Below are 24184 nucleotides of genomic sequence, written 5' to 3'. Positions count from 1 at the left end.
ATGAAGCATTGGAAAAAATGGAAGAAAGACTTGAAGGAATACAAAGTAAAATGAAGTAATCGAAATAGAGTAAGTTAAAGCAAAATGAACTGAAATAGAATAAAAAGCAGAGCAAAACAAAATAAGTTAAAATATAAAGAAAAAATAAAGATGAACTTTTAAGATTACTAATTTAAAAGGTATCAATTTTAAAAAGAGTTAATTTAAAGAAAATTAGATTGAACTAATAAAAAATACAAAAGTATGTATAAAGTTAATATAATACAAGTAAAAGTAAATCTAAGTAATTATTGTAACTAATATAAGGAATAAAATAAGGAGCTTTTGGAGCAAAATATATATAAATTAAAATAGAGAAAGGAGAATATAGTTTTTATCAGTTAATATTATAAAAATGAAAACTATATTTAAGTGAAAAGAATATGAAAAAGATAGCAATAACATTAGGATTAGGAGCATTGATGGTATCATGTACAAATGCAAAGCTGGTAAACTACAACACAGACAGACTGGACAATATAGAAGCATATTTAAAAGAGAACAAATTTGTAAGACCGTCTGATAACTTGGATAAATTAAGAGATGAAGGACAGATAGAATTTACAACACAATACAAATCACTTGAAAGAGAGGCGGACGCATGGAAAGAAAATCAAGAACAGCAATAATATTAGGAATAATGTTGTTGTTAGTAAGTGTACCGAATTTGGCTTTCAGAAAGTTGACAACAACACAGATAAGAGAAAATACAATAAGAATAAACGCATTGGAGCTTAATGAAATTGATATAACAAAAGTAAAAGGACCAAAAGAAGTAACAGTTGTATTGGACGAGAGAGCATTGTTATTTGACTTTGACAAGTCAAATGTAAAACCTCAATATTACGGTATACTTCAAAATCTGAAAGAATATATAGAAGCAAACGACTATGAAGTAACAATAGTAGGACATACAGATGCAAAAGGAACGAATGAATATAATATGAAACTCGGAATGAGAAGGGCAGAAAGCGTAAAAGCAAAATTATTGGAATTTGGAGTACCTGCTGACAGAATAGTAGGAGTAGAATCAAGAGGAGAAGAAGAACCTGTAGCAACAAACGATACAGCAGAAGGAAGAGCACAAAACAGAAGAATAGAATTTAAGCTTGTTAGAAGAAATTAATAAAGAAGTTAATTAAAAAACAAGAAAACTGAAAAAAGGATAGGAAATTTATTTGAAAACTGAATATGAGCTGAGAAAAATATTTTGTATATTTAGAAGTTGAAAAGAATAAATTTTGAAAGAAGTGGTCAGAAAAAATTAGAGAAAAAAGAAAGGACAAAGACGATGAGTAATAACTTGAAGAAAATGGAAAAAGAGTTAAGAGCTTTGGCAAAGAGATGTAAAGACGTCAAGTATACAAAAGGTCTATTGTTGACTTTTCTGCTAATGGGAATGTTGTCATTTGCGGATACGTTGACATCACCACAAGTGAAAAGTACAGAAAATGCAATAAATCAAACAAGAAAAGAGCTGAATACATCAATAAATGATTTGCATGCAGGATTTAAACAGGCAAAAAGAGAAAATAACAAATTATTAAAAAAAGCAAATTTGGAATTAATACAATTAATGGAGCAGGGAGATCATGTAGTAAAATCTCCTTGGAGTTCATGGCAATATGGAATGAACTATTTTTACAGTAACTGGAGAGGAGTATACAAAGGTAAAGGAGATAAGAAAGAGAAATATCCTTTTGAAACTCCATTTGTCAGAGGAGACATCAATGCAGCAGGTGGTTGGGAACAAAGATATGTAAATCCCACAGGTCCTGGATATGAAAAAATAAACAGAGGTTCTGCAAATCCTTATTTAGGAGCATCAACCGACAGAAACGGATTGGCATTAAATAATTATGGTTTTGCAGATTTAAATGAACTGACAGAACCGGTAGTAGAATTGGTGTTAAATGCAAGTATTAGACCAAAAGCAATAAATAGAGTTCCTGTGGCAGTTGAAGCACCTGCAACACCTGCAGCACTGGGACTGGCTCCTGCAAATATAAATATACCTGCATTCAGTCCTGTATCACCTGATATAGAAGTTCCTACACCAGGAGTAGCACCTGTGTTTAACATGAAATTAGGTTCATACTGTAATAGTATGGTAGGTTGTGGTAGTGGTGTAGATGGAGGAGCTTATACTCCTAATATAGGTGTTCCAAATTCATTTAGTGGTGGTGGAGCTATAAGTGTAGCAGATACATCAAATCCATCAGTAAGACATAGTTGGGCTACGACAGGAAGTGTATTGTTAAAATCATTTTTTGATTATACAGGAGGAACAGGTACAAGTACAATAAATCAAGATTTAACAGTAACATCAATAAGCAATCTTTCACAAACTCAGAAAGATGCTGAAACAGCAGCAGGAAGAACTTATAACAACCAAAAGTTCTTTGTTGGCGGTTCAAGAATTGCAACTGTTGATAACATATCGAATGGTAAATTAGTAAATAATGGGAAAATAAATTTAGTAGGACCTTTAACTATCGGTTATGAAGTTCAAACTGATACGAACTTAGGTGGAAATCAAGGTATAAGAGAAGTCGAAAACTTAGGAACAATAACAGATGAAGCCGAAACTACGAATGCTGATTTAAATGGAGCTCTAGCTAAAGGAGCAAATACAACTCTGAATTTGGCTCCTTTACTTGGTGGTGGAACTATAGATATTAAAAGAACTGCTGAAGGATATACAGGTTATAAAGTTGGATTGATATTAACTTATGAAAATAATGATAATACTTCGAGTCAAAATTATAGACTGATAAATGGTTCAGGAGGAACGATCAAGTTCTCAGGAGAAAAATCTATAGGGATACAGATATATGCACCGGGTTCACCAAGTACAGTTATATCAGCTGAAAATGCGGGAACTATCACAGTAAATGGTGCAGAAAGCTATGGAATGAAGATATCGTCCCAAATAGATGCAAGCAGATCTTCATTTAAAAATTTATCCGGTGGTGTAATTAATGTCGGTGGTGGCGGACAGTCCGCAGGTATGGCAGTATTAGAAGAAACAGGTGCAAATATAAATCCTGGAAATATAATGCAGAATAATGGAACAATAAATGTTACAGGTAAAAATAACAGCGGAATGTTCCTTAAAACTGAATATAATAACACTGTTACAAACACAGCTACAGGTAAAATAAATTTAGGAAGCGGTGCTAGTGATACTACTTCTGAAGGAAATATAGGTATAAGAATAGACAAAGGTCAAAATGCGACATCAAATATACAAAGTGGAATAAATCTTGGAAATATTGAACTTAAAGGTGGAAAAAGTAATATAGGAATGTTTGCAAACGGCTCGACAGCATCTGTTGAAAACCAAAATCAGATTACTATTTCCGGTGGAGAATCTAATGCTGGAATAATGGGTGGTGCCGACGGTAAGTTTAAAAACTCAAGTAAAATAACAGTTTCAGGCGGAACTAAAAACGTAGGAATGCTTATATCTAAAGGACACCAAGGACTTTCAGGTGCAAGTTCCACAATAGAAGTAACAGGTGGTAATCAAAACGCAGGTATAGCTAACTATGGAACATATGACCAAGCAGGAAGTACTATAAATGCTAAAGGTGCAAGTGGTATAGCAATATATTCAGGTAAAAAAGCTGCTACTGACCCTGCTCCAACTACTAAAATAAATGGAAATATAACTGTATCTAACGGTGCAGTAGCATTATTCCCTGAAAAATCAACTATGGAAGTAGCCAATGGAGCAAATATTACAGTAGATAATGGAGGGTTGTTCTACTATAACTATACAAACGGCACAACTAATCCCGAAGGACGTTTGAATGTAACAGGTCCTCATACTGTAACAATAAAAAATGGAGGTAATGCTTTCTATATTAAAGGAGCATTAGGTTCACAAGATTCAGTAACAAATACTATAGGAGGAGGTACTCCTTTAAATCTGAATATGCAACCGGGATCAAGATTATTTGTATTTGACGGTTCAGGTGTTACAACAAAAATATCGGAAGTTCGACCTGCGAGCGGTACATTATCCTTAGGAAACATAAATATAACAGGTTCAGGATATAAATATTATACTTCAAATAGAGCTACTCTTGAAATAGATGAAGTAGTGAATTTAAATGAAGCAAATAATAAATATCACAGTGTAGACTTTATATCTTCCAATGTGATTGTAAACAATAAAATGACAAATAATGGTAATGCTTTAAGTAATGGAGACAATTACGTAATTGGACAAGGAAATTCGGGAACAAACGTATCAGATGTAAAAGTAACAAATAATTCTACAATAGAATTGACAAATACTCCTAATCTGACAGCTATAGCTACTGATTTTTCAGTAATAGAAAATAAAGGAACTATAACAAATACAGGAAATAAAGGAATAGGATTATTTGGAGGAAATTCATCTCAAGTAATAAATGAAGGAACAATTACAATTGGAGATGAAGGAGCTGCTATATTTGGTAGAAATGCATTAGGTACAGGAACTCAAGGAAATATTGATTTGACAAATAATGGTACAATAAATGTAACAGGAACAAAATCTTATGGAATAGTTGCTGATAATACTGTTGCCGGAAAAACTTCAACAATAACATTAGGTGGAAATTCAAATATAACAACTGCTCAAGGAAATGAAGGAGTAGGAGTTTATGCTAAAAATTCAATATTAAACAATAATGGAGGAACAATCACTGTAGGGAATAAAGGAGTAGGAATACAAGGAGATAACTCTGCATTAAATCTTACAGGAGGTACAATAAATACTCAAGGTTCCGAAGCAAAAGGTGTCTATGCAAATAACGCATTGACAAATACAGGTACTACAATAAATGTAAATGGAGAAAATTCAGTAGGATTATTCTCAACTACATCTGTAGATAATAACGGTACAATTACCGTAGGAGATTCTGCAAATGTCTCTAAACCTAACATAGGTGTATACTCTGATGTGATTAACAATACAGGTACTATCAATATAGGAGCAAGATCGATAGGTCTATACTCAAGTGCTGCAACATTTAACTTATCGGGTGGAGGAATAAATGTTTCAGGAGAAGACAGTACAGGAGTATATAAAAATGGAGGAACAATTAACGTAGGTGATGGAGCAGCGTTGAATATTACAGGTAAAAATGCGATAGGTGTATTCTCTGCAAATGGAGTTCTTAATAATAACAGAACTACTAATTTATCCATAGGTAGTGGAGGAATAGCATTAGCTGCAATAAATGGAACTCTTAATGCACATTCAGCAGCACAGCCTGGAAGTCAGACATTAGGAGACGACGTAATATACGCTTATGTAAGAGATAACTCTACATTAAACAACTATACTTCAGTAACATCTTCAGGATCAGCAAGTACTGCATTATATGCTGAAAATAACAGTACAATTAACAACAATGTAAATCTTGATATGTCCGGTGGAAAAGGAAACGTTGGAATGCTTGTCTTAAAAGGTGGTACAGCTATAAATAATCCAGGTGTTGAAATAAAAGTAGGAGCATCGGAAGTAAATAGAAACTGGTATTCAATAGGAATGGCAGCTGACGGTTCAAATGGAGCTATAACAAAAGTAGAAAATAACGGAAGAATAGTAGTAACAGGAGATAGCGGTATAGGAATGTACGGAAAAGGTACAGGAGCATTGGTAGAAAATAATGGAGATATAATATTGAATGCTGATAATGCTTCAAGTACAAGTCCTGTTAAACAGATGATAGGAATGTATCTTGATAATGGAGCAAAAGGAATTAACAGAGGAAATATAAGAACAGCAGGAGATTATAGAAATAATGCTTCTGTAGGTGGAATAGTAGGAGTAGCTGCTTTCGGTAGTGAAACAAATAAAGCTGAATTTACAAACTACGGTAACATTGATTTGAATTCTGATTACGGATATGGAATGTTTATTCAAAACGCTATAATTAGAAACTATGGAACAATAAATGTAAACGGAAAAGGTTCTACAGGAATATATTATAAAAATGCGGAAGGTATAAACGGAAACGCCATAACTGAATCGAATCTTGACGGAGAGTTCAATAATACAAATCCTTCAGCAGGAGGAATAGGAACATTAAATGTTACTGGTGAAGATTCCACAAAAACAGCAGTAATAAAATATGACCCTCAAAAACGTCCTGTAGGAGGAGTACAGTTAAAAAGAGATGCGAACGGAGACTTGAGAGCTTATGTAGACGGATTGCCTCAAGTAGCTGAAACTGTAAATCCTGAACAAACACCTACTAATAACTATATGTTCTCTAATGTGGGAGTATATATAGATACTTTAGGAAGAACAAGAGCAATCGGAGGTACAGGATACAGACCTACAGGAAAGATAGATTTGATAATCGGTACTGAAGCAGCAGAAAAAACAAACGCAAAAACAATAAAAGTACCATGGGAAACAGTGGCACCTTATTTAGGAACACAGACAGTAGGAACAAAAGTAAATATATATTCAGCAGGACTTCACTGGTTAGCTTCATATGAAGACGGTTCTGCATCTCCAACAGGGGAAAGATATGTACTGATGAGAAAAATAGATTATAGAAAATATGCTAAAGATAAAGATTTCTATAACTTCCTTGACGGATTGGAACAAAGATACGGTGTTGAAGCTATCGGAACAAGAGAAAAATCATTGTTTAATGCTTTAAACGGTATAGGAGATAATGAAAATATCGTATGGGCTCAAGCTGTAGATGAAATGATGGGAAGACAATATGCGAATGTACAGCAAAGATTGTATTCAACAGGAGCTGAATTGGACAGACAGTTTAACAATCTTCAGAAAGAGTGGAGAACACCTTCCAAACAGTCAAATAAAATAACTTCTTTTGGAACAAGAGGAGAATATAAAACAGATACAGCAGGAATTAAAGACTACAAAAACAATGCTTACGGAGTAGCATATGTTCATGAAGATGAAACATTGAAACTTGGAAATACTTCAGGTTGGTACGCAGGAGCAGTACATAACACATTTAAACTTAAAGATATAGGAAAATCTGAAGAGAAAACTTTAATGTTTAAAGCAGGTTTATTTAAATCAACAGCCTTTGATAATAATGGAAGTCTTACTTGGACAATATCAGGAGAAGGATATGTTGCCAGAAGTGAAATGAAGAGAAAGTTCTGGGTTGCAGAAGACTTGTTTAAAGCAGAGTCAAATTATAATTCTTATGGTGTAGCTGTTAAAAATGAACTTGGAAAAGAATTTAGAACAGGTGAAAAATTCAGTATAAGACCATACGGAAGTTTAAAACTTGAATACGGAAGATTTAACAAAATAAAAGAAAAAACAGGAGAAATGAGATTGGAAGTAAAAGGAAATGATTATTACTCAATCAAACCTGAAGTAGGAGTAGAATTCAAGTATAAACAACCATTTGCTAAAAAAGCAACATTTACTACTTCCCTTGGTTTAAGCTATGATAACGAATTAGGAAGAGTAGCAAATGCTAAAAATAAAGTAAGAGTGGGCTATACTGAAGCAGACTGGTATAACATAAGAGGAGAAAAAGACGATAGAAAAGGAAACTTTAAAGCAGACTTGAATATCGGAATAGAAAACAAGAGATTTGGAGTAACATTAAACGGAGGATATGATACAAAAGGTAAAAATGTAAGAGGAGGATTAGGATTTAGACTTATATACTAATCTAAATAGTCGATGTTAGGAAAGAGAAACATTTACAAAATTACTAACTCTAATCTGAAATTTAACCATATGTAAAATCCAAAAGGTAAAAAATAAATTTTCAACGTTGTATATATTTTAAAGTATGACTTGAAAATAAAAATAAAAAGTCAACAGATAAAAAAATTATTCTGTTGGCTTTTTTCATTTTTGTTTTTATGCTATAATCTAAGATGAAAATAAAAAAAGAGGTGTTTGATGATGAAGATAAAACATATAGAAAATGAAGGATTTTTTATATACGACGAAAAAGGGGAAATGATAGCTGAAATGACATACAGAAAAGACGGGACTAACTTAATTTTCAATCACACTTATGTATCTCCTCTGCTTAGAGGACAGGGAATTGCAGATAAACTGTTTCAGGCCGGAATAGAGTTTGCTGAAAACAATAATTATAAAATAATCCCCGTATGCAGTTATATTGTTAAAAAATTTGAAAGCGGGAAATACGATTATATAAAAGGATAATGGATTTAATGAAAAGACACGGAAAAGAAAGGCTGAAATGAGCTTATTTATATTAAAAATAATAGGAATAATGACGATGTTCACAGACCATTGTTATCACATCGTAGGAGGTCCTGAAATATTGAATATCATAGGAAGAACGGCTTTTCCCATATTTGCATTTTCATTAAGTGAGGGATATGCCCATACCCGAAATTTAAAAAAATATTTGATAAGACTGTTCCTATTTGCAATAGTGATGCAAATTCCTGAAATGATTTTTAATCTGAATTATCCTATGAATATATTTTTTACTTTATTTACAGGACTTCTAATTATATCCATATATCATTCGGACAAGATAAATATTTTTATAAAAACGGTATTTATTACAGTTTTATGCTATATTGCTCACAGACTGGAATTTGACTACGGAATTTACGGCATTTTGACAATAATGATATTCCATTTTTTTAGGAATGACAAAATTAAAATAGCTATGAGCTTCCTGCTTTTAAATTTGATAAATTACACGGATATATTTAATATGGCACATAACCAGATTTATTCCGTTTTTGCATTAATTCCAATATTCCTGTATAATGGACGGAAAGGGAGAAATATGAAATATTTATTTTATCTTTTCTATCCGTTGCATTTTATAATACTTGAAATGATAAAATATACTATCGAACGATATTTTTAGGAGAAAATATGACAAAAAAAGAAAGATTTAATCTAATATTTCCCATATTGCAGAAAAAATACGGGAAACCAAAGTGTGCATTGGATTATGAAACTCCCTATCAACTTATGATAGCGGTCATATTATCTGCCCAGTGTACCGATGCAAGAGTAAATATAGTAAGCAAAGAATTGTTTAAAAAAGTCAAGACTCCTGAAGACATTCATAATATGAGTCTGAAAACACTTGAAAATTATATAAAATCTACAGGATTTTTCAGAAATAAGGCTAAAAATATAAAACTCAATGCCGAGCAGCTTTTAAATGAATATAACGGAGAAATACCGAAAACAATGGAAGAGTTGATAAAATTGGCAGGAGTTGGAAGAAAGACTGCAAATGTTATTCTTGGAGAAATTTGGGGAATAAGAGAGGGAATTGTAGTAGATACCCATGTGAAAAGACTTTCCAAGAGAATGGGACTTACAAAAAGCGACAATCCTGAAATAATTGAGAGAGAGCTGATGAAAATAGTTCCTAAAAAATACTGGTATGAATTTTCTCATTATCTTATCTTATATGGAAGAGAAGTTTCTACGGCTATAAATCCCAAATGTGATATTTGTGTAATAAATAAATATTTTAACTACTGTGAAAAAGAGAAAGCTGAAAAAGAAAGAAAAAAGGCAGCTAAAAAGAAATAAAATCGGAAAGGCAGAAAAATGTTGAAAAAAACTTTAAAAATATTATTATTGTTAAGTTTGTTTGCTCTATTGGTATATGGAGAAGGAAATAATGGAGGCAGTAACAACGACGATATAGGTAACATAATAAAAAGCAGTAATCAGGAGAATTTTCAATCGGAAAAAGAAAGAAAAAGACAGGAAAAGGAAAGAAAGAAACAGGAAAGAGAAGAAAAGAAAAGATTGAAAAAAGAAGAAAGGGAAAGAAAAAAAAGAGAAAAACTAGGGATATATCTGCCTGATGATCATGGTGAAGAACAGATAAATAATACAGATAACGAAAAGAATAACATTGTAAAAGATAACGATATAAAGTCAAAAACAAATAATACAAATAATCAGAATAATATCAATAATAATCAAAAACAGAATTTAAACGGAACAGGAATAAAAAATAATCAGAATACAGATAGCAATGTAAATAATGATATACCTGAAAATATAAACGAAGATATTTCAAAAATACTGGAAGAAAATAGAAAAAAAGAAGAACAGCAGACACCTAAAATAGACAAAAGAAAACCCGTCGTTCAGGCTATTGACAGGGAAAAAGAGGGAGCTACGGATTATAAAGACAAGCTTTTGAAATATATAGCCCTGAAAGACGGAAAGGTTCTGAAAAAGGAGTTTGAAACACAAAGACATCCTATCGCTTCATTGACAAAGGTTATGAATATTCTGGTGGCACTTAATGAAGTGGACAAAGGAAATGTAAGTCTTGATGATAAAGTATGTTTTACTCCTCATACTGCAAATGTAGGAGGAAGCTGGTTAAATGTCAAGATAGGGGAATGTTATCTGCTAAGAGATTTGTTGAGATCCGAAATAATATATTCTGCCAATAATTCCGCATATTTAGTGGCTTATCATGTAGGAAAGGGAGATATAGACTATTTTGTAAAACTGATGAACCAAAAAGCAAAAGAGTTAGGAATGAATGATACTGAATTTCATACACCGGCAGGGCTTCCAACATCAATGACAGGAAAAGGAATGGACGTTTCCACTGCCTATGATATGTACCTTATGGGTAAAAAAGCCATAGAAGATAAAAGAATAAGAGAATGGGCAAGTGAACCTGAACTTGTTCTTATAAATTCTTCGGGAGAGCAGGTTGTTTACAGAAGCCGAAATGACCTTTTAGGTAAATATGGAATTTTTGGTTTGAAAACAGGATTTCACGTTCAGGCGGGATACAATATAATAGTTGCAAGTAAAATGGGCAATGTTGAAATAATATCAGTAGTTTTGGGACATAAAACTCATAATCAGAGAACAAGAGACCAGTTGGGAGAATTTTCGGAAATAAAGAAAGAACTTAAGACAGTATATACTATGGGACAGGATATGGGAGAATTTAAAATAAAAGATTCTCCAAAGAGAAAAATAAAGGGAGTTCTTGCTGAAAATGTCTACCAGATAGGGGACAGCGGTTATGAATTTAAAGTTACAGATTTAAATACAAAGGCAAAAATCGAAAAAGGTGATGTGATCGGCAAACTGGAAGTGATTTCAGAAGGAAACACGGTTTCTTTTGTGAATATTATAGCAGTGGAAGAGGCACAGGAACTTTCATGGTTTGGTAAATTTTTAAGATTTATAAGTTTTGGATTGCTATAAGTTAAATAAAAAGAGTTATTTTAAATTATAAAATTTTGAAAAAACCATAAATATTATTTTTATTTATTGGATTTTCTTTTAAAATAACTCTTTTTTATATATATTTTTTTGAATAATTAGAAACAAAAGAGGCTGACGCCTCTTTTAAAATTTATCCGATATATTTATATTTAATCAGTTTACACTTTTGAAAATTCTTAAAAATCAATCTATTTTCTTTATAAATAAAAAAAGTAAGTTTATTTCTCATAAACTTACTTAGCTGAAAATAATATTTTTGCAATTCTTGGGCTTAAATTGTCTTTATTTTCCAATAATATTTTTTTTACTTGATCAACATTTTTACCTTTTAATGTTTTCATTGCTTTAGTGCAAACTCTCACTTTTATTTCAGAACCGTCAACATTTAATGTCATTGTTTGAAGATTAGGTCTCCATATTCTTTTTGTAGCTCTATGGGAGTGGCTGACCATGTTTCCGTGTCCTACTCTTTTTCCAAAAACTTCACATATTTGCATAAATTCTACCTCCTTTACACATATCAGAGTTTATTTTATCATATTCTGAGAATTATTACAAGTCTTTTTAGCTTTTCAGTCAATACTTTCTTTTAGCATATTTATTAATTATCCACTGTTACGTAATCCCGTTGCCAGACCGTTTATCGATATATGAACGGCTTTTTTCAAATCTTCTGAAGTATTTCCTTCTCTCAACCTTTTCAGTAATTCTATTTGGAGATAGTTCATCGAGTCAAAATATGCAAGACGGTTTCTCAGACTGCTTGCAAGTTCAGGATTGTCTGCAAGTAAAACATCATTTCCCGTAATTTTTTTCAGTACATCAAGAGTAAGCTCCCATTCTTTCACAATTTCAGCAAATATTTTTTGGGCAGTTTCCTGATTATGAGCCAGTTTTACATATTCAGAAGCAATTCTTAAATCAGATTTTGAAAGTACCATATCCGCATTGGAAATAACCGATTTAAAAAATGGCCATTCTTCATACATTTTTTGTAAAATTGAAAGATTGTCAGGATTTTTGTTTATCCATTCAGTAAATGAAGCTCCCAAACCGTACCAGCCCGGTAACATTATACGGGATTGCGACCATGAAAATACCCAAGGAATAGCCCGTAAACTCTCTAATGACTGATTTTTCTTACGGGAAGAAGGTCTGGAACCGATGTTTAGTCCCGCAATCGCCTTAATCGGAGTAACTTCAAAGAAAAAATCTGTAAATCCTTCAGTATCATATACTAATTTACGATAAACTTCATAACTTGCTTCCGAGATTTCCTTAATAATTTTCTCGTATTTATCCCATTTAGCATCTTCTACAGTTAATGCTCCTGACTCCAAGGCTGCGGAAATAAGGGCTTCAAGATTTTTAAATCCTAAATCGGGATTTCCGTATTTTGCTCCGATTACTTCTCCCTGTTCAGTGAGACGTATAGTTCCGTCCGTACTGCCTTCAGGCTGTGCGAGGATAGCTTCATAGCTTGGACCTCCTCCACGTCCGACAGTTCCGCCTCTGCCATGGAAAAATGAAATCTGAACATTAAAACGGTTTCCCAAAGCGGTCAGTTCTTTTTGAGCCTTATATAATGACCAGCTTGAACTTAAATATCCTCCGTCTTTATTACTGTCCGAATATCCGAGCATAACTTCCTGTTTTCTTCCGCTTTTTTCCATCCATTTTTGTACCAAAGGGAGAGAGAACCATTTTTCAAGGATTTCCGAAGCGGCTTTCAAGTCTTCCACAGTTTCAAATAATGGAACAATCTGTATATCACAGAAAGGGTCTTTATCTCCTTTTGCGAGATTGGCTTCTTTCAGTAAAATAGCTATTTCAAGCATATCCGATACACTTGTAGCGTGGGAAATAAGGTGTTTTTCTATTACTCTTTTTCCAAAACGTTCCCTTAATGATTTCACTTTTCTAAAAATGGAAAGCTCTCCTTTTAAAAGCTCACTTTGAGGAATTATGGAATCACTTAAAATACGGGGATCATATTCCAGTTCTCTCAAAAGTATTTCACAACGGGCATTTTCGGATAGACTAAGATAATCTTCCATTATATTGGCACTTTTCAGAAGTTCTGCCACACAAACTTCGTGAATACTGGAATCCTGACGCAAATCTATAGTTGCCAGATGAAATCCGAATATTTTTGTCGCAGTGATAAGATTTTCCAATTCACCTCTTACTAAAGCCTCGCTATCATTTTCAATTAAAGAATTTGCAATGATTTCCAAATCAGCCGTAAATTCTTCCGAGGAATTATAAGGATTATCTTCGGCTTCCTTTCTTTTAGGCGGTAAAACTTCCTTATCGGCACATAAATTATAAGCAGTAGCAAGAAGTCTGTCATTAATGGCAGTCAATGCCCGACGATAAGGCTCATTTACCCGATGAGGAGACACTTTGCCTGACTTCTCGGACAAATTTTCCAAATTTTTGCTTACTTTTATCATTGTATTTGATAATGAAAGATTACGGTATATACGCTCGATTTTATCAAGATAATACTGGAACAGGTTCAATGCCTGAGTTTGTGCAGATGTTTCGAGAGTATCGGCTGTAACATAAGGATTTCCGTCGCGGTCGCCGCCTATCCACATTCCCATAGTTAGAGGCAACAGTTTTTCGGAATTGGACTTATTTTCTCCTAATTCTTCCGAAATCTTCTGGAATTTATTTGTCAGTTTCGGAATTTCATCGAAAAATGTAATATTATAATAACTAAGGGCATTGTCTATTTCATCTGTAACTCTAAGCTGTGATGTTCTTAGCATTGATGTTTGCCATAAAATTTTTATTTCGGAATTCAGTTCGTCTATCCATTCATTTTCATCTATCTGATGAATTTCCACATTTTCATATTTAGAAAGAGTGTCCGAGATTTTTCTCATCAAATCCAGTATGCTTTTTCGCTGGACTTGGGTAGGATGTGCAGTCAGCACGGGAACAACTGAAACCTTTTTCATTGCTTTTAATATTTTTTCTTTATTAATGCCTTTATTTTCAAGATTTTCCAATGATTTTTCCAGTGAGCCTATCTCAATTTTGTTTGAAAATTTTGAGTTTCTCAGTTGACGTACTTGATATACATCTTCGGCTATATTTGCCAATACCGAAAAATAAGTAAATCCTCTTATAACTCTTAAAATTTCAAAATCAGTCAATTCGGCACAGAAAGTTGATAAATTTTCCCTGCTTTCATAGCTTTTAGTCTTATAATAGGAAATAGAGGCTTCTCTTAATTTTTCAGTGATTTCAAAAATATGCAGATCTGCGTAAGTAAAAATAGTTTCCCCTAAAAGGGTACCGAGCAGTCTGTTATGTTCTAAGAGTATTTCCTGCTGTTTATCCGATTTTACGGGTAAAATAAGTGTTAGTGGTAAATTTTTCAAATTCATTATACTCTCCTTTATTTTTTACGGCTTATTTCATATTTTATATTATAAATTTTGAATAATTCATAAATTCGATAAATCCTATTTTTCTGTGAATTGTTGCTGTACTTCTAATTATTGTTATATTTCTAATAAAATAAATATTTATTCCAAGTTTAAATAATTTCTATGAATATAGAGTATTGTAAAAAACATTATAATCATTTCAATTATATTGATGAATATCGAAATAACGGAAATGGAATATATCGAAGTACTTCCTTCAAGAAAATCATTCCCTAAAAAGAAAATATAAGGTATAAATATAATTAAATAGTTTAATATGGCCAAAATACTATTTATTATAAAATAGGAAATTATTCCTATGATTAACTTATAGCTTTTAAAAATATTGGCGATAGCAACACATAAAAATAATAACATTATTGTACTACTCACGGATATTATCTGACTAAGAATGATGAATACATAATTTTCATGAGACATTGCCTCAATAAAAATTTGGAGAATGTCATTCATCATAAAGCTGTTAAAAAAAAGTAATATGCCCGAAATAACGATAACTACAAATCCGATAAATATCCAAAACCAGAAATTCAGAAATTTTATCAAAATTAGTTGATAAGTCTTTACGGGTAGAGTGTTTGTAAGATATCCTTCATTTCCGTACATGGACTTGGCATATCTGTTAATCAGTATAAAATGAGTCAATATATAGATACCCGCTGTAATAAAAAAAGCAGTAATATAAGAAAAAGCCCTGAAAGAAAAAATCAAAAAAGAAGGATTAATAACAGAATCAGGATTAGCTTTCAGATTTTTATCCGCTAAATCCAGTAAGAAAGATACAGTCTGACTTAAAACTCCTATTCCTAATATTCCTGCATATAGAGGAAATAATATTTTTGCCGTTATTCTGAAATCATATTTAAATAATTTTCCAATCATCTGAAAACCTCCCTGAAATATTCTTCTATGCTTTTATTATGTTCCGCTTTTATTTTTTCTGTACTTTCATGTAAAAGTATATTGCCGTTATTGATAAATATAGCCTCATCAAGAACTTTTTCCACATCCGCAATGAGATGAGTAGAAATGATAATAGTCGCTTCCCTATTATAATTTTTAATGATAGTGTCGAGGATATATTCCCTTGCTACAGGATCTACTCCCGCTATCGGTTCATCAAGGAGATATAGCAGAGCTTCACGACTCATAACGAGGATAAGCTGAACTTTTTCTTTCATTCCCTTGGACAGAGTTTTGAATTTTCTTTTCGGTTCTATTTTTAAATCATTTAGCATTTTTAAAGCTTTTTCTTTATTGAAATCACTATAAAAACCTGAAAAGAGATTTAGTAATTCATTTACAGTGTGTGTATCACTAAAATAGTTTCTGTCGGGAAGATAGGATATAATTTTCTTCGTATCTATTCCCGGTTTAAGTCCTCTTATGAGGATTTCTCCTGAAGTAGGTTTCAAAAGGTCATTTGCAAGTTTTATGAGGGTAGTTTTTCCGCTTCCGTTAGGTCCCAAAAGTCCTACTATCTTTCCGCTCGTTATAGAAAGATTGATACTGTTTAGGGCAGACTCATATTTATAATTTTTGGTCAGATTTTTACATTCTAATATTGGTTCTAATATTGGCTGTTCCAATGATAACGCCTCCTTATGTATAAAAATTTACTGAAAATATTTTATCACATATTGCAGAAAAAAGATATATTTTATATTTTCTCGATTTTTTGATATAATAAAGGTAAAAGTAAATTGAAAAACTTAAAATTAAATATAAAAGAGGGAAAAAATGGAAAAGAAATACGATGTTTTAGAATTTTATAAAATAATAAATGAACTGATAAATTTATCAAAACTTGAAAAAACAAAGGAAAAATTTATAGATACGGACATAATAAAGGATAAATCGGCTCTCGACAGGGAGCTTATGCTGATGACTGATTTGATAGATTTTTACAAGTTCGATGACGGATTTGAGCTTACAGGGCTGTCAGATATACAAAGATATATGAATACTATCGAGCTTATAGGCTCTTATCTGAATGCTGAAGATTTGGCTAACTTAAAGAAAAATCTGTCTATTTTCAGGATTTCCAAAAGCAGGGCAAAAAACACAAGGGACAAATATAAGACGATATGGGCATTGTTTGCGGATATTGAAGAAGTAAAGGATATAGAGCAGTTTATCGGAGATGCCATAAACGATGACGGAAATTTGAAAGATGACGCATCCATAGGACTGAGAGATGTAAGGAGACAGAAACAGAATATAAATGCCAATATAAAGGAAAAATTTGATGACCTTATGAACAATAAGGAAACTCAGAAAGCTATTCAGGAAAGAATAATTACTCAAAGAAATGACAGATATGTAATAGCTGTAAAAACAGACTTTAAAGGACTTGTCAAAGGAATAGAGCATGACAGGTCAGCAACAGGTAGCACTGTATATATCGAGCCTTTAAATGTGGTATCGCTAAATAACAAACTTAGGGAATACGAAGCGAGAGAAAGGGAAGAAATAAGGAAAATACTGTTGAGGCTGACAGAATTAATAAGAACTAAAAAGGAAGAAATAATACAAATAAAGGAAATCCTTGAAAGATTAGATTATCTGAATGCCAAAACGATATACTCTATAAATAAAAAATGTACGGTGCCTAAAATTATAAATAAGGAGTATCTGAAACTGATAGAAGCAAGGCATCCGTTAATAGATGAAAATGTTGTTGTTCCTATAAACTTTGAATTGGGAAATAATGAAAATATAATGCTCATTACAGGACCGAATACAGGAGGAAAGACGGTTACATTGAAAGTGGCGGGGCTGCTCACTTTAATGGCACTGTCAGGAATTCCCGTACCTGCTGACGAAAAAACTGAAATAGGTCATTTCGGCAGTGTCCTTGCGGATATCGGAGACGAGCAAAGTATAGAACAGAATTTATCATCATTTTCAGGGCATGTGAAAAAAATAAAAGAAATTATGGAAGAAGCAAACAGTAAATCCCTTGTACTTATGGACGAGCTGGGGAGCGGTACCGACCCTATGGAGGGAGCGGCGTTTGCTATGGCGATAATAGACTATCTGAACGGAAAAAATATAAAATCAATAATTACAACCCATTACAGCGAAGTAAAAGCGTATGCATTCAACACTACGGGCATAAAAAGTGCTTCAATGGAATTTGATGTGGAAACGCTTTCTCCTACATACAGATTGCTTGAAGGAATTCCAGGGGAAAGTAATGCCCTTATAATCGCAGGAAAATACGGCATAAGTAAAGAAATAATAAATACTGCGAGAGGGTATATAAGTGAGGATAACCAGAAAGTGGAAGAAATGCTTAAATCTATCAAAGAAAAGAACGATGAACTCGAAGTATTAAAATTTGAGCTGGAAAACACAAAAAAAGAATTGGAAATACAGAAAAATTCGTATGAACTGAAAATAACCGAAGTTGAAAATCAAAAAAATGAAGTCATTAAAAGAGCTTATGAAGAAGCCGACAGTTATCTGAAAGAAGTACAGTCTAAAGCTAAAAATCTGATAGACAGGATCAGTCAGGACGAAGTGAAGAAAGAGGAAGCAAAAAATGCCCAAAGAAGCCTGAATATGTTGAGGGAGTCTTTTATTGCGGATAAAAAACAGAATGTAAAAGAAAGAAAAATAGTAGCTAAAAATATTGATATTCAGGAAGGTGAAGAAGTTTTAGTAAAAACTTTAAATCAGAATGGAAAAATACTGAGAATAATCCCTGAAACGGACAGTGTGCAGGTGCAGGCGGGAATACTGAAAATGGTAGTTTCTTTTGATGATATTGTGAAAATACAGAAAAAGAAATCGAACAGGTTCAAGAGCTTTGCTTCTCTCAAATCGACACAGGTAAGAGGTGAGATAGATTTGCGAGGAAAAAATGCCGATGAGGCAATAGCTGAATTGGAAGTATATCTGGACAGAGCAATGCTTACAGGATATCATGAGGTTTATATTATACACGGGAAAGGTACAATGATACTGAGAAAAAAAATACAGGAATTTTTAAAAACTTCAAAATATGTAGCGGAATTTAAGGACGCCAATCAAAATGAAGGAGGAATTGGCTGTACAGTAGCAGTGCTGAAATGATATTCGGCACTATTATAATAAAATTGTTAAAAATAGATAATACAGATATTTTTGTTTTGTTTTTTTACAAAAAAAGGATTTAAAGGGAAAGGAGAGAAAATGAAACTTTACAACACAATGTCCAATAAAATAGAAGAATTTGAACCTATAGAAGCAGGAAAAGTAAAAATGTATGTATGCGGACCTACGGTTTACAACTACATACATTTGGGAAATGCGAGACCTATAGTTGTTTTTGATGTACTGGCAAGATATTTTAAGTATAGGGGATATGATGTTACTTATGTTCAGAATTTTACCGATGTGGACGATAAAATAATAAAAAGAGCAAATGAAGAAGGTATAAGCTCGCAAGAAGTGAGTGAAAAATATATCCAAGGATTTTTTGAAGATACAGAACCTTTGAATATACTGGAAGATATAAAAAGACCTAAAGTTACTGAAAATATGAACGAAATTATAGAAACTATAAAAGAACTTATTAAAAACGGATATGCCTATGAAATAGACGGAAATGTATTTTTTAATGTCAAAAAATATGAAGATTACGGAAAACTTTCCAATCAGAAAATAGATGAACTTGAAATAGGAGCAAGAGTAGATGTTATGGAAATAAAAAATGATCCCCTCGATTTTGCTCTCTGGAAAAAGAAAAAAGACGGAGAACCTTACTGGGATTCTCCGTGGGGACAGGGTCGTCCGGGCTGGCATATAGAATGCAGTGCCATGTCAAAAAAATATCTGGGAAATTCTTTTGATATACACGGAGGCGGACAGGACTTGATTTTTCCTCATCATGAAAATGAAATCGCCCAGAGTAAATGTGCTTATCATGGTCATTTTGCAAAATATTGGCTCCATAACGGTTTTATTCAAGTAAATGGAGATAAAATGTCAAAATCCACGGGAAATTTCTTTTTACTAAGGGAAATATTAGGGAAATTTTCGGGAAATGTGATAAGATTATTTATATTGAGTACCCATTACAGAAAGCCTGTAAATTTTTCTTTTGAAGAAATCGAAACTACTAAGAAAACCTTGCAGAATATAACTTCTTCCATGAAAAGATTTGAAAAAATGACAGAAATTTTAAGTAATGGAAATGCAGAGAAAATTATTTCTGATTTTTCCGCCAGCTCAAATGTTGATAATGATATAGATAATAAAACAGTTCCCAATGAAATAAATGAAATTATTAAAATTTTTAAAGAAAAAATAAAAGATTTTGATATAAAATTTATCGGGGCAATGGACGAAGATATGAATACTCCTCAGGCATTAGCCACAATATTTGATCAGATAAGAGAAACAAACAGGTTTTCCGATATTATTGAAAAAATGTCGGAAGATGAAAGAAAAAATAACAGCGAGTTACTATATAATGCGTTGGAATTATCTCATAGAAATCTAAAGACAAAGATAGAAGATGTTTTAGGAGTGTTATTAGTGGATGGACAAAGTAATAGTAATGAGGGATTGTCAAAAAATCTGATAGAGTTTCTTCTGAAAATAAGGACAGAAGCAAGAAAAGAAAAAAACTTTAAATTATCTGATGAAATCCGTGATGAACTGAAAAAAATGGGAGTGGAAATCAAGGATAATAAAGACGGAACAGCAACTTTTGAAATTTTATAACAGTTTTTTATAATTAAACAATATAGAAATGAGAAGGATATTTATAAAAGATATTTAATGATTTAAAGATACAAAATTTAAGGAGGAATAATGGCAAATATATTTAAAATGTTCAGAGTCAATAAAAGTATCTCGATTGATTTAGGGACGGCAAATATACTGATTTATGATAAACAGAAAAGAAAAATAGTGTTAAATGAGCCTTCCGTTGTGGCAAGGGACAGAAAGACGGGGAAAATAATAGCGATAGGGAGAGAAGCAAGGGAAATGCTCGGGAAAACACCTGACAGCATAGAAGCGATAAAACCTCTGCAAGACGGAGTTATTGCCGATATAGATTCTACAAAAGAAATGATAAGTTATTTTTTACAGAAAATCTACGGAAATGCGTTATTTAAACCGGAAATAATGATATGTGTACCTATAAATGTTACAAGTGTTGAAAGAAAAGCCCTTTTTGATTCGGTAAAGGGAGCTAAAAAAACGTATATTATAGAAGAGGGAAGAGCTGCAATAATCGGTTCGGGGATAGATATTTCACAGCCTGAGGGGAATATGGTAGTAGATATAGGCGGAGGCTCAACAGATATAGCCATATTGTCTCTTGATGAAGTAATATCCAGTAAATCCATAAAAACAGCGGGAAATAAATTTGACGAAGACATTGTAAAATACATAAAAAGAAAATATAATTTACTGGTAGGAGAAAGAACAGCCGAAAAAATAAAAAAAGAGCTTGGAACAGCAATAAGACTGCCTGAACCTGAAATAATGACTATAAAAGGGAGAGATTTGGAACTTGGAATACCTAATACGGTAGAGGTAAATTCAAATGAAATATATGAAGCGATAGAAGATTCCCTTTATCAGATAGTAAATTCTTCCAAGGAAGTATTGGAAAAATGTCCTCCCGAATTAGCTGCCGATATACTTGATAACGGAATAGTAATGACAGGCGGAGGTTCATTGATAAAAAACTTTGTAGAATTAATGGAGAAAGAAATAGGAATAAAAGTCTATTTAGCTGAAAATCCTTTGATTTCAGTAGTTTTAGGCGGAGGAATGGCTTTTGACAATAAGAAATTATTGAGAACTTTACAGATGAGAGAAAGCTAAAAATTATGAAAAGCAGTGAAATATTGGAAAAATTAAAAAATGAAGCAGAGCAGGATAAAAAAAGTGCCAGTTACCTCTTTTATGGAGATAAAAGAGTTGACTTGCTTTTTTATGCACTGGAATTTTCCAAAATAATAATGACTTTAAGAATAGATAAAAATTCTGAAGAATATGGGAGTATAATCAAAAGAATAGAAAATTTTCAATATCCTGATATTGAAATTATAAACAAGGAAAATAAAAATATAAAAATCGATGAAGTAAGAGAAATCATCTATTCAGCTATAGAAACTGCCTATAATTCTCCAAAAAAAATTTTTATTCTTTTGGGAATTGAAAATTTAAGAAAAGAATCTTCCAATGCTTTACTGAAAATACTGGAAGAACCTCCTAAAGACGTGTATTTTATTTTATTGTCGAGAAGTCTGAATATTATCCCTACAATAAAGTCAAGGACAATAAAATTTCACATAGAATCTGAAAATAATGAGGAACTTGGAGTAGATAGGGATATTTATTATTTTTTTGACGGAAATGAAAATAATATAAAAAAATGGAAAGAAAAGTCTATTCCTCTAAAAGATTATGATAAATATGTTTCAAATACGGAAAATGCAACAAGACATATTATAGAAATGAAAAATTATCTAAACAGTAAAGACAGTGAAAATGAAACCGAAAATAAAGAAACGGAAAAAGCGGATGAGCTTGATTTGATAATAAAATATAATAAAAGTATCGAATATCTTGCAAAAAAAACGAAATTCTGTGATTTGAAAGAAGTTTATATAACAGTAAATGAGATTGAAAAGGAATTTAGGCAGGAAAGGGAAAAACTGACAGATGTTTTAGGGAAGATAATAATAAATGCGAAAAATTCGATAGACGGAGATAAATTAAAAAAACTTATAAATCTGAAAAACAGTATCAGAAGTAATGTAAATGTAAGAAGCATTTTATTCAATTTTTTTGATCTATTACAGGAAGCATAAAATCATATCATATAGAATATAAAACTAATATAAAATATGGAAACGGAGAGTTTTGAAAAGAGAGGTATTTATGGAATTAAAGCATTTGGTGAGCGGAACGGATATAAGAGGTATTGTTTCGGAATTTGGCGATAAAAAAATTACTCTGTCAAAAGGTGAAGTAAAATTTATTGCTGCGGGATTTGAAAAATGGATAAAAAGAAAATATGAGAGAAAAGCTGATGACGAAAATAGAAAAATAAAAATTGCTGTAGGATATGATGCGAGATATACGGGACCTGAATTTGCCGAAATAATAAGAGAAGAGCTGAAAGAAGCTGGAATAGACGTCTATGACTGTAAGATGTCCATAACTCCGTCGCTGTTTATGACAACAGTATTTAAAAATTATAAGACTGACGGAGCTATAATGATAACGGCGAGTCATCTTCCAAGCTATTATAACGGACTGAAATTTTTCACTCGGGACGGCGGACTTGAAAAAACTGATGTGCTGGAAATGCTGGAAATGGGTAACAGAAAAAAATGTCAGTGTGAGGCAAATTTAAAAAAAGCAATGGGAATAAAGGACAAAAAAGGAAAAGTTATTGAAAAAAATCTTGCAGATGATTATGCGGATTATCTGTGTGAACTAATAAAAAAAGAGACGGGCGAAGAAAAAGAGCCTTTAAAAAATTTGAAAGTAGTAATTGACGCAGGAAACGGAGCGGCAGGTTTTTTTGCAGATAAAGTAATAGAAAAATTAGGAGGGAATTCCGCAGGAAGTCAGTTTTTAAATCCTGACGGCAGTTTTCCCAATCATGTTCCAAATCCTGAAGCTAAGGAAGCTATCGAATCTTTAAAAAAAGCCGTTCTTGATAATAATGCCGATTTCGGCATAATATTCGACGCTGACGGAGACAGAAGTGCCTTTGTGGATAAAAGTGGACGTGAAATTAACAGAAATAAACTTATTGCACTGTTAAGTGATATACTTATAGAAAAAAATCCTGAAGCTACAATAGTTACGGATTCTGTAACTTCCATAGGACTGAAAAAGTTTATAGAGGACAGAAAAGGTAAACATCACAGATTTCAGAGAGGATATAAAAATGTAATAAACGAAGCAAAAAGACTGAACAAAAAAGGAATATATACCCCTCTTGCAATAGAAACTTCGGGGCATGCAGCATTTAAAGACAACTATTTCCTCGATGACGGGGCATATATGGCGGCTCAACTGTTAGTACAGCTTATAAAAAGTAAAAAAGAAGGAAGAAATTTTACTGATATACTGAATGAGCTGAAAGAGCCTGTGGAAGAAAAAGAAGTAAGATTTCCTATAAATACTCAAGATTTTAGGGAAACAGGAAATAAAATTCTGAATGCGTTGCCTGATTATGTAAAAAAGGTTCAGGGCTGGAAGCCGGAAAAACCTAATTATGAAGGTGTAAGGGTAATCTGTGATGAAAATAGCTGGTTTTTGTTGAGACTTTCTTTACATGAGCCTTTGCTTTGTCTGAATATGGAAACGGAAGAAAAAGGAAAAGTAAAAGATATCGAGAAAAAATTATATGAATTTTTGAAAGATTATGATGAGATAGACGTTTCATCAATAAAAAATTGAGGTTAATAAAGAGGTTGAT

The 24184-nt window shown here is 32.4% G+C and carries 16 protein-coding genes; 12 read left to right on the top strand and 4 right to left on the bottom strand.

The features are described 5' to 3' along the window. Window positions 1-422: 422 nt before the first annotated feature. The 7 genes from ACO5J6_RS08530 to ACO5J6_RS08500 all read left to right on the top strand — a co-directional run bounded on the left by ACO5J6_RS08530 (window position 423) and on the right by ACO5J6_RS08500 (window position 11251). Window positions 423-668 (top strand): hypothetical protein, encoded by a 246-nt coding sequence (locus tag ACO5J6_RS08530; protein ID WP_485643417.1) that lies wholly within the window; start codon window positions 423-425, stop codon window positions 666-668. Next, complete coding sequence (locus ACO5J6_RS08525; RefSeq protein WP_485643415.1) at window positions 641-1165, top strand: OmpA family protein; 525 nt, start codon at window positions 641-643, stop codon at window positions 1163-1165. The genes ACO5J6_RS08530 and ACO5J6_RS08525 overlap by 28 nt, the downstream gene beginning before the upstream one ends. A gap of 165 nt (window positions 1166-1330) precedes the next feature. Next, a complete protein-coding gene (locus ACO5J6_RS08520; RefSeq protein ID WP_485643413.1) occupies window positions 1331-7714 on the top strand; it encodes an autotransporter-associated N-terminal domain-containing protein in 6384 nt (2127 codons plus the stop codon). Between the two features lie 240 nt (window positions 7715-7954). Next, window positions 7955-8224: a GNAT family N-acetyltransferase gene (locus ACO5J6_RS08515; RefSeq protein ID WP_485643419.1), complete on the top strand. Its 270-nt coding sequence runs from the start codon at window positions 7955-7957 to the stop codon at window positions 8222-8224. Window positions 8225-8261: 37 nt separating this feature from the next. Then, a complete protein-coding gene (locus ACO5J6_RS08510; RefSeq protein ID WP_485643411.1) occupies window positions 8262-8909 on the top strand; it encodes a TraX family protein in 648 nt (215 codons plus the stop codon). Between the two features lie 8 nt (window positions 8910-8917). After that, window positions 8918-9592 (top strand): endonuclease III, encoded by a 675-nt coding sequence (gene nth / locus ACO5J6_RS08505; RefSeq protein ID WP_485643410.1) that lies wholly within the window; start codon window positions 8918-8920, stop codon window positions 9590-9592. Between the two features lie 18 nt (window positions 9593-9610). Beyond that, window positions 9611-11251 carry a D-alanyl-D-alanine carboxypeptidase family protein gene (locus tag ACO5J6_RS08500; RefSeq protein WP_485643408.1) on the top strand — a complete coding sequence of 547 codons (1641 nt, stop codon included), beginning with the start codon at window positions 9611-9613 and terminating at the stop codon, window positions 11249-11251. A 254-nt stretch (window positions 11252-11505) separates the two neighbouring features. Here ACO5J6_RS08500 and rpmB read toward each other — a convergent pair whose 3' ends face one another. The 4 genes from rpmB to ACO5J6_RS08480 form a co-directional block, all read right to left on the bottom strand. Beyond that, window positions 11506-11769 carry a 50S ribosomal protein L28 gene (rpmB, locus tag ACO5J6_RS08495; protein WP_485643406.1) on the bottom strand — a complete coding sequence of 88 codons (264 nt, stop codon included), beginning with the start codon at window positions 11767-11769 and terminating at the stop codon, window positions 11506-11508. A 108-nt stretch (window positions 11770-11877) separates the two neighbouring features. Beyond that, entirely contained in the window at window positions 11878-14673 is a 2796-nt protein-coding gene (gene ppc / locus ACO5J6_RS08490) for a phosphoenolpyruvate carboxylase (protein ID WP_485643404.1), read from the bottom strand. A 141-nt stretch (window positions 14674-14814) separates the two neighbouring features. Next, window positions 14815-15618, bottom strand: coding sequence for a hypothetical protein (locus ACO5J6_RS08485; RefSeq protein ID WP_485643402.1), 804 nt, complete (start codon window positions 15616-15618; stop codon window positions 14815-14817). Next, window positions 15615-16325: an ABC transporter ATP-binding protein gene (locus ACO5J6_RS08480; protein WP_485643400.1), complete on the bottom strand. Its 711-nt coding sequence runs from the start codon at window positions 16323-16325 to the stop codon at window positions 15615-15617. Before ACO5J6_RS08480 ends, ACO5J6_RS08485 begins: the two co-directional genes overlap by 4 nt. Window positions 16326-16476: 151 nt before the next feature. On the opposite strand from ACO5J6_RS08480, the gene ACO5J6_RS08475 reads away from it, so the two are divergent. From ACO5J6_RS08475 to ACO5J6_RS08455, 5 genes are all read left to right on the top strand, one after another. Next, window positions 16477-18816: an endonuclease MutS2 gene (locus ACO5J6_RS08475; RefSeq protein ID WP_485643398.1), complete on the top strand. Its 2340-nt coding sequence runs from the start codon at window positions 16477-16479 to the stop codon at window positions 18814-18816. Window positions 18817-18915: 99 nt separating this feature from the next. After that, entirely contained in the window at window positions 18916-20451 is a 1536-nt protein-coding gene (cysS, locus tag ACO5J6_RS08470; RefSeq protein ID WP_485643396.1) for a cysteine--tRNA ligase, read from the top strand. A gap of 90 nt (window positions 20452-20541) precedes the next feature. After that, on the top strand, window positions 20542-21567 hold the full coding sequence (gene mreB / locus ACO5J6_RS08465) for a rod shape-determining protein MreB (protein ID WP_485643395.1): 1026 nt from the start codon (window positions 20542-20544) through the stop codon (window positions 21565-21567). Window positions 21568-21572: 5 nt separating this feature from the next. Further along, window positions 21573-22559: an ATPase gene (locus tag ACO5J6_RS08460; protein ID WP_485643394.1), complete on the top strand. Its 987-nt coding sequence runs from the start codon at window positions 21573-21575 to the stop codon at window positions 22557-22559. Between the two features lie 70 nt (window positions 22560-22629). After that, a complete protein-coding gene (locus ACO5J6_RS08455; protein ID WP_485643392.1) occupies window positions 22630-24165 on the top strand; it encodes a phosphohexomutase domain-containing protein in 1536 nt (511 codons plus the stop codon). Window positions 24166-24184 lie beyond the last annotated feature (19 nt).

The organism is Pseudoleptotrichia sp. (assembly GCF_057270515.1).
Note: the sequence above shows the minus strand (reverse complement) of the source record. Positions and strands in the feature narration are given on the sequence as shown.